This window comes from Chamaesiphon sp. OTE_20_metabat_361, from assembly GCF_031364565.1.
Genome location: NZ_JANLWO010000221.1, coordinates 1 through 6,853 on the forward strand (window position 1 = coordinate 1; position 6,853 = coordinate 6,853).

The following is a 6,853-nucleotide window of genomic DNA, read 5'->3' on the forward strand; positions in this document are numbered from 1 at the left end:
TCAATTATCAATTATCAATTATCAATTAATTTAGCTATTCCCAAATTCTACTTGTCCCCAGATTTCTGATAAGAGTAGATCCTCACCGCTGCGATCGGGTAATGTCGTCCAGTGGTGGGGCAGAATAATCCGATCGATCCAACCGCATTCGTTAGCGGTCACTGGTAAACCTTGCTTATAAGTATCTACAGTTTGCTGGAGATGCAATCGTAACTCGGTTAAAAATTCTGGTGTAAACTGGGGATGCGGTTCTGTCCCCGCCAGGTATTTGGCGACGGCAAATACGACTTGATAAATACAACACTGACGATAGAGCTGAAGACCGGATCGCGGCACTTGTCCGATCGTACTCCCAAAACTAGGCGCGTTTAGACCTTGTAATAACAGTCCCACCCAATGATGGATATAATCTAAATCTGCCAAACCTTCGGCGCTGACTAGTAGCTCTAAATTTAATTGTGAATTGGGTGGTTGAATTTCATGGCGAAACCAGTCCCAACATAGTTCGATAATTTGTTTGAAGAGATGTTGGTTATCGGTACTAAATTCATGCCGTTTGCGGAATCTGTCGCTTATCAAAAATGCTTGGAATTCGGCTAATTCTGCTTCCCGATTGACGAAAATCTCAATTTTATCACTTGACTCGATTTGGGGTAAATGTCTCTCTGCGGCTGATTTATTAGCTAGATTAGCAAGCTCGATCGAAGTGGTACCGCCCAGTGTCCGATCGCCTGCTAAGACCTCAGTTTGAGCTTGTTGTAAATCGACAACAGCGATCGAGCCGATTTCGTTAGCGCGATCGGGATAGTTGGTAATTGCGGCGATAATTGTTTGGTTGAGGTCTAAAAAGCCCGGTAATTCAAATGATTCTGCCAAACTGATACAGATCTCAGTTACTCGTTCCAAGCAGTCTTGAATGACTCGATTATCGTGAGTAGCAATCGCAGCTACGACTTCATCAATTTGCTCCTGAATTGTAGTTTCAAAAATTGAAGCTACAATATCAAAACCTAATTCGATCGAGGTTGGGAGCGCGATATCTGCCTCAGTCCAATCGCCGAGTTTTAGCTTTAAACTATCTAGTGTCTCAGCTAACCGATCGAGAATTGCGGCTTCATCGATTTTTCGCTCTGTGACTTGAGCTGTCAAGCATTCCTGTAATCCCGAGTAACCATTGAGAAGTAAAGTTTGAATCGAGACATCGATCTCAAGTTCTAAATTATAGAAGACGCGCGCTACATCTTCAAAACTGTGCGCGATCTGCTCGATCGTCTTCAAGCCGACATTCGCCGCCGCACCTTTGAGCGTATGCAGCGCCCGCATTAAATTGTGGACTTTGGCAGTAGTATGTTCGCTCGGGAGGGTGAGAATTTCATGCTCGATCGTTTGCAATAGTTCTGGTGCTTCAGCTAAAAAATAACTATACGCTTGGGCTTGAATTTGGGAGTCATTCATGACGATAGTGAATAGTGGATAGTGGATAGTGAATAGTTAAGTAGCTGGGCGTAATTAATATAAGATATCGTGTAGGGTGGGCAGTGCCCGCCAGATAGGTTTTAGACATAACCTATCTGATAAATAATTGTATCTACCTACTTAGATAATTACACCTACTCACAATTGTTTAACTGAGGCATTGAGATATTTATTTAATAGGGCTTCGATCGCTTGTTTGGTAATTGGCTTGCAGGTGAATTCGGAAGCACCAACTACTTTAGAGCGCACCCGATCGAGCAATCCATCTCTACCCGTTAAAATCACGATCGGAATTTGAGTAAAAGCCGAAATTCGCCGAATTTGACCGCAAATTTCATAACCGTTAATTTTCGGCATAATCAAATCGAGAAAAATCAAGTCGGGCTTATTTTCTAGTAAGCGCGGTAAAGCTTGAGTCGCATCTTGAATGGCAATAAACCGATACCCAGCCTCAGTTACTAGCAATCGCATACTTTCGCAAATCTGGGGATTGTCATCGATGCAGATTGCCAGTTTGGATGGGGATGGTGGGGACGCTCCCACTTTGGTAGCGGGCAGTAACTTATTACCGATCTCTGGAGTTTGAAGATCGGGCAGATCGACTAATTCGATGATGCCAGTTTGAATGTACCGAATGAGCGAGCGGGCGATCAACAGTAAATCTTCACCAATTTCTACGGCAATTTCGCGTAATGTCCGCTTACCCGAGATTGCCTGAACTAAATTTTGGTAAATAATTGGTGTGGTTTGGCGATACAGTTGTACGGGGTGTCTGATGACTGGCGTTTTAGTGGGGGAGATATTGCCTAATTTCTGAGTTTTCCACTCTTGCCATGCGATCTGAGCCTGGGCGATCGCTTCTTCAGTATCGACTAGTATTGGCGGTCGCTTGGTAAAAATCTCGGGCTGCGATCGAAACATCAACTTTTGACCTTGACTGTACTGCATTAAGTCAAAAATAGTCTCTTGTGCGGCAGTAGTTAACATCGCACTGAGTTCTGAGGATTTGATTTCCGAGAGCATCATTAGTGTCAATGCGCCTTCATACTGCCAGCATTCTCGCTCGTCCAATCCGCGCGCGGGATTGTGCTGGGAGGCTTGATATAGCAAGTCGAGTCCGATATGTTCGTAGCCGACATGAGTGCGGAGGAGGCGTTGCCACTGTCGATTGGGTTGAGTTAGATCTAGGCTCCACACGATTTGTCCTTGGTAAAACACTACCTCCCAAGCCGCCCCTGATGCCACTGAAATCTGCACGCAACCAGTAAATTCGCCCCAGCTTAGGTACTGAAATCTACCAATGGCATTATGTTGTGGGTCAGTAGCCGTCAAATAGTGCAGATCGTTGTTCATTACGAGGGAAAATGGGATGTTCGAGGCAGTGAATTTAGATCCTTAACAATTGAGATGTCTAGTATAATTGTGGAGACCAATTTTTAAGAGTCTTCATTAGTATTCCCTAGTAATCGCCCAGTACGCTATTATGCTCGATTATCATTAGCGATTGTCGCTCGGATCGAGGTGATGACATCTCATGCAGTACCAGAGATGACGGTATTGGACGACGGCGATCGAATAGTATTTACGACTGCCAGATTTAAATTAGGAGTTGACGTGTTGAACTTATTCGCTAGGTTAAAGGAAATATCCCAGAAATTGCCGCTGACAGGGGCAGACAAACCTCGTGAGAATCATCAACCGTTAGCTGATGCTGGCGATTTCGAGCATTCTAGTCGCGCCGCGATCGAATCCGAGCGCCCCACGCGCAATAGTGTCAATGGTGCCGATGTTGCCGCCAATTTATATGCACAAGAGCGATCGAGCGATGCCCATCTCCCCCCCGCTGAAGGAGAAATTTCCGATGCTTTGGCAGTCAATCCCGCATCCCCACCCCACAAATCTCGCCCAGCCAGAAAAGCGCCGCCAGTTTTAATTGCGGCAGGTAAAACTGCCACAGTCGTCGGTCGGGCTGCTGGTAAAATCGGCACTACCCTCGCCAAGCCCTTCCAAGGCTCCAAACCCCTTCACAAAAAGCGCCGCTTCTGGATTGGCTCCGGTTTGGGTTTGAGCTGTCTGGCACTGGCGGGAGCGTGGGTTTTTGTCGATCGCAGCGTCAGCGATTACGCGCCAGCGGATGCCCTCAGTTATGTTCGCCCCGGTACGGTGACGATTAAGGGCGTAGATGGCAGCATTTTGCTGCAAACGGGCAACGCCACCCGCGAAACGCTCAAAACCTGGCAGATGCCCGACAAGCTCAAAAAAGCCTTCGTCGCGATCGAAGATCGCCGCTTTTACGAGCATGACGGCGTAGATTACAAAGGCGTCACGCGGGCATTAGTTCAAAATATTACATCCAAGAACTTGGTCGAAGGTGCTAGCAGCATCAACCAACAGTTGGCGCGGATGGTCTATCTCAATCAAGAGCGCAGTTTTTGGCGCAAATTGCGGGAAGTCCGGATTGCCCAGAGATTGACAGACGGCTTGACTAAAGATCAGATCCTCGAACGCTATCTCAATCTCGTCTATCTCGGGGAAGGTAGCTATGGCGTTTCCGACTCCGCCTGGGTGTACTTTAGCAAAACTGTAGACCAACTCACCCTGGCAGAAATGGCAACCTTAGCAGCGATGCCGCCCGCCCCGAATAAATACTCGCCCTTCGTCAATCCCAAATTTGCTAGACAACGCCGTAACCTCGTACTAGATCGAATGGTTGAGGCCAAATTCATCACCGCCGCCGAAGCCACAACAGCTAAAGCCGAACCTCTCAAACCCAAGCGCAGCCCCCTCAAACGCGAACTTCAAGCCGCTCGCTACTTCACCAAATACATCGAGCAGGAACTCCCGCAGCGGATTTCTGCCAAAGCCATCAAAGAAGGCGGCTTAACCATCGAAACCACTCTCAACCCCGCATGGCAAACCAAAGCCGAAGAAGTCGTCAACTCCACAGTCCGTAACAATCGGGGTTCCTTCGGACAAGCGGCAATGGTCAGTATCGATCCGCGCACAGGGGGAATTCGATCGATGGTTGGCGGTACCGACTTTGAAACTTATCAATTTAACCGCGTTACCCAAGCTAAACGCCAGCCCGGATCGACCTTCAAACCGATCGTTTATGCAACCGCGATTGCGGGTGGAATCAGTCCGAATAAATCCTATCTTGACGCCCCATTCGACGTTGATGGCTACAAGCCTAAGAATGCAGGCAAAAAGTTTAAAGGCTACATCACGATGCACGATGCCCTGATTAATTCAGTCAACATCATCGCCATCAAAATCCTGATCGATACTGGCTGGCAACCCGTCATCGACAATGCCAAAAAAATGGGGATCGAATCCAAGCTCGAACCCTTCTACTCCCTAGCGTTGGGTGGATTAGAGGTCAATTTATTAGAGATCACTGGTGCCTACACCACCTTTGCCAACCAGGGTCTGCACAATCCCGTCCACGGCATCACCCGCGTCACCAATAAAAAAGGTGAAATTCTCTACCAAAGTAAACCCGCACCCACCAGAGTGTTTGAACCCGGAACTACGGCGATTATGACTTGGATGATGCGCGGCGTCGTCAATGAAGGCACGGCAACCTCCGCCCAAATCGGTCGCCCAGTCGCGGGTAAAACCGGAACCACCGATAAAGAACGCGATCTGTGGTTTATTGGCTTCGTCCCCCAATTAGTTACGGGCGTCTGGCTGGGTAACGATAACAACCGCCCCACGGGTAACGCTAGTAGCACAGCCGCTTACGCCTGGTCGCGGTTTATGAAGACGGCTGTCCAAGATTTCCCCGCCCAGAATTTTCTCCCCCGTCCTGACAATCTCAGCAGACGGAAATCAGAACTTAAACTCGATCCGATTAAGCCGCGCTATCGCCGCGATCTGCCGATGCCCAAAGATGGTATGCGCGCTGATGATGATAAAACCAATAACTCGGAGGATCGGCCCCGTCGCCGTCGTCGCCGCTCTGAAGAGACTAGCGATAACAGCTCTCAAGATTCGCGTCGCTCTCGTCGCTCCCGCCGTTCGGAAGAAGCTGACTCTAGCAATAATAGTCAAGATTCCCGTCGTCGTTCCCGCCGTTCGGAAGAAGCTGGCACTAGTAGTAATTCCGAAAGTACTCCCCGTCGTTCGCGTCGTCGCCGATCGAGTGAGGAGTAGGGTAGAGGGTAAAAGGTAAAAGGTAAAAGGTAAAGGGTAAAAGGTAGGGTGGGCACGGTCTTGATGCGCTAAACCCTCGGCAAAGCCGAGGAGCGCGCATCGCTGCCCACCATCTAGGTTTCAGGCATAATCTATTTTACAAATAATTGCACCTACCTACTTATCTCTGGGTGAATTAATGACTACTTCAACTTTCGCTCATGGACTTTGCTAGCTATCATCTGTGGTCGCAATTCGAGCCTGCACTGGGCTGGGAAGATAGCCACTGTCAGATGCAGCGCGGCTGGCGGTGGACTCAAAAGTCCAAGAGCGATAGTTCCCAAACCACACCTTTCACGGAGACAATCTGGCAAAAGGTCGGGAAATTAGCCCAACAAGGGATCTATGAATTTCATCAACAGCCGCTGTTACTCAAGCACCCACGCGGCAGCGAACGGATTGCCGATCGCTTGTACTTGTATTATGAGTTAGCGACAGTCCGCGATCGAGTGATGCAGATTCTCCAGCAGTATCAAGCCGATCCGTGGCTGCTCGATCGCGATATTCTCCTCCTCAATCGCGGCGATGAGCCAATTCCCGCACCGATCGATATTCGGATTGATGGGGCTACTTTTCAACTAATTGCCGCTTTTGATTGTATTATCAAACTCAGCGATCGCCATATCCAGATTATCGATTTTAAAACCGGACTTGCCGATCCGGATCCGCGTCAAGCAGATGTCTATCTCCTCGCCTGTAGCTATCTCTACCCCGACATGGCGGCGGTTGCTTCATTTTACAATCTGGAGACGATGACTAGCTCCGAAGTGATTACAGCGACACCCGATCGATTGCAAGAAATCGCCCGTAAATTAGCCCAAATTGCCCAGTTACACCAGCAGCAACTTCAAATATATCAAAACCAGCCAGATGCTTTCGATCTCCTGTTTCCAGCGCATCCTGGTATTCATTGTCGGGCTTGTCAATTTAACTATGGCTGCGATTACGCTCAAAGCATATAGTTCAATAACTGCCAACTAACTGGGCATATTAAGTACGATCGGCGAATGCGATCGTGCGGTCATGTTCGCCTTAGCCTCGCTCGGGTTCCGAATTAATATATGCTGCTCCAACACCTCCAACCATTTCAAGTAGATCCCACTCGGGTCGATCGTCATGAGATTGCAACTTTAGTAAATCGAGTTAGTATCAATAGTAAAATTAGCGAGATTCAAGGTACCCT

At 48.3% G+C, this 6,853-nt stretch carries 4 protein-coding genes; 2 read left to right on the plus strand and 2 right to left on the minus strand.

What is annotated here, in order from left to right; all coding sequences use genetic code 11:
- Positions 1–30 precede the first annotated feature (30 nt).
- Together RMO35_RS06300 and RMO35_RS06305 are read right to left on the minus strand one after the other, a co-directional pair.
- The gene (locus RMO35_RS06300; protein ID WP_309739401.1) at positions 31–1,455 is read right to left on the minus strand and encodes an Hpt domain-containing protein; all 1,425 of its coding nucleotides are present in this window, start codon (positions 1,453–1,455) and stop codon (positions 31–33) included.
- A gap of 159 nt (positions 1,456–1,614) precedes the next feature.
- A complete protein-coding gene (locus RMO35_RS06305) occupies positions 1,615–2,829 on the minus strand; it encodes a response regulator (RefSeq protein ID WP_309739404.1) in 1,215 nt (404 codons plus the stop codon).
- 171 nt (positions 2,830–3,000) lie between these two features.
- Between RMO35_RS06305 and RMO35_RS06310 the strand changes: the two genes are divergently transcribed.
- Together RMO35_RS06310 and RMO35_RS06315 are read left to right on the plus strand one after the other, a co-directional pair.
- A complete protein-coding gene (locus tag RMO35_RS06310; protein ID WP_309739406.1) occupies positions 3,001–5,631 on the plus strand; it encodes a PBP1A family penicillin-binding protein in 2,631 nt (876 codons plus the stop codon).
- A gap of 200 nt (positions 5,632–5,831) precedes the next feature.
- On the plus strand, positions 5,832–6,632 hold the full coding sequence (locus RMO35_RS06315; protein WP_309739407.1) for a PD-(D/E)XK nuclease family protein: 801 nt from the start codon (positions 5,832–5,834) through the stop codon (positions 6,630–6,632).
- Positions 6,633–6,853 lie beyond the last annotated feature (221 nt).